The sequence below is a fragment of the Actinomyces sp. S4-C9 genome (assembly GCF_000758775.1).
Classification (GTDB): Bacteria; Actinomycetota; Actinomycetes; order Actinomycetales; family Actinomycetaceae; genus Gleimia; species Gleimia europaea.
Window position 1 is genome coordinate 1 of the sequence record NZ_JRMU01000027.1, and the last position, 1441, is coordinate 1441.

Annotated in this window: 1 protein-coding gene; it reads right to left on the minus strand. The window is 53.2% G+C overall.

Going from position 1 to position 1441, the window contains the following annotated elements; all coding sequences use genetic code 11:
• Positions 1-35: 35 nt before the first annotated feature.
• On the minus strand, positions 36-1385 hold the full coding sequence (locus tag HMPREF1628_RS08530; protein ID WP_034500768.1) for an IS256 family transposase: 1350 nt from the start codon (positions 1383-1385) through the stop codon (positions 36-38).
• Between the last annotated feature and the right edge of the window lie 56 nt (positions 1386-1441).

Below are 1441 nucleotides of genomic sequence, written 5' to 3' on the forward strand. Positions count from 1 at the left end.
CGAGAGTGTCTGTTTGTTTGTGTGTGGGGCTTGGTTTATAGGTAGTTGGCGAATCGGCCTGGGTATGCCACTGCTAGTTGGTTGATAGCTTGTTTCCAGCCGTTGGCTTTGGCTCCTTCAATATAGCCGTTGCACTCAATATCGCGCTTGGCTTTCTTCGCGCGTTGGGCCGCGCGTTTATCTTCGATGTTGCAAATCATTAGCCACAGTGTTTTCAATGCTGCCGTATCGTTAGGGAATTGGCCCCGGTTGCGGGTGGCTTTACGTAGCTCGGCGTTGAGCGACTCGATCGAGTTGGTGGTGTAGAGGACCCGTCTTGCTGCTGGTGGGAACTGCAAAAACGGTATGAACCGCTCCCACGCATCACGCCAGACCTTGACTGACTGCGGGTACTTACAGCCCAGTTCACAGGCTTCGAAAGCATCGAGTGCGGCGCGAGCGGTTTCCTCATTCGGCGCGGTGTAGACCTTACGTAGCGCGCTAGAGACTGGTTTGCGGTCTTGGTAGGACACCCATCTGTTAGCAGCTCGGATCAAGTGGACAATACAGGTTTGCACCATCGAGCTTGGCCAAGTCGCCTCTACCGCTTCTGGCAGGCCTTTAAGACCATCACAGCAGACGATGAACACATCCTCCACACCCCGGTTAGCCAAATCAGCGCAGACAGAGGCCCAAAACGCGGCTCCTTCACTACCAGCAATCCATAGTCCTAGGATGTGTTTGATACCGTCCATATCCACGCCAACAGCCATGTAGCAAGCCTTGTTAACCACACGGTTGCCATCGCGTATCTTAACGCGCATCGCGTCAAGGAAGATCACCGGATAGAACTGCTCTAGCTGGCGGTTTTGCCAGACCAAGACCTCTTCTAAGACAGCATCAGTAATAGTGCTGATCGTGTCAGGGCTCATATCCACCCCCAGTGTGGTGGCCAAGTGGTGTTGGATATCGCGCAGTGTCATCCCGCCGGCATACAACGAGATAATCATGTCATCAAGCTCGCTAAGCCTGCGAGCGCCTTTAGGCACCATTTGCGGGCGAAACGTACCAGCACGATCCCTGGGCACGGTGATATCCACCGCGCCATAAGCACAACCAACAGTTTTGGTATACGACCCATTACGGTAGTTCGCCCCACTGGCAGAACCTATCTGGGCTTTGCCCCTCCGATCAGAATGCTCATAGCCCAAATGAGCATTCATCTCTGCCTGCAAACCAGCGTTAATCGAGGCCTGCAACAAGCCCTTGACCAAATCACTGGCATCATCGGTGGAAGTCGACAACTCGCCAATGAGCTTGGCGATTTCAGGGTTACTCATCAGCTTTGCGCTGATCTCGTTGACCTTGTCCTGGTCATAGTTATTCTTCGGTGACACCTTAGTCATTATCAGTGAAACTCCTTCACAATCAGAGCCTCACACACAAACTTCCTGACACCCTC

What these genes read in the sequence shown, in the direction of transcription:
- HMPREF1628_RS08530 (WP_034500768.1), bottom strand. Translation starts at nt 1,385, where the DNA reads ATGACTAAGGTGTCACCGAAGAATAACTATGACCAGGACAAGGTCAAC.